The organism is Streptococcus sp. KR (assembly GCF_002238115.1).
Taxonomy (GTDB): Bacteria; Bacillota; Bacilli; order Lactobacillales; family Streptococcaceae; genus Streptococcus.
The window spans coordinates 1-277 of sequence record NZ_NGVM01000255.1; the positions used below are offsets into that span (position 1 = coordinate 1).

General features: G+C 45.8%; 1 pseudogene. It reads left to right on the forward strand.

Features of this window, described 5'->3' with window-relative positions:
- Positions 1 to 277 (forward strand): annotated as a pseudogene (locus tag CBI42_RS13055) (replication initiator protein A); the annotation flags it as partial.

Below are 277 nucleotides of genomic sequence, written 5' to 3' on the forward strand. Positions count from 1 at the left end.
ACTAAAAAAAATGAGCCGAACCGTTTATACCTGTCCAAGCTTGATGTGAAAGCTACCGACGTCTATTTACGGGGCGAATATGGGCAAAAAACGCCGCAAACCCTTGGTACGAGCGGAAATGTGAATATCACACTTCCGCGGAAGACCGCTCAAACCCTTGCTACGAGCGGAAATGTGAAAATCACACTTCCGCATAAGTCCGTTGACGAGACCACTCAAACCCTTGGTACGAGCGGAAATGTGAAAATCACACACAATCTAGATAAAGAACCTAAAG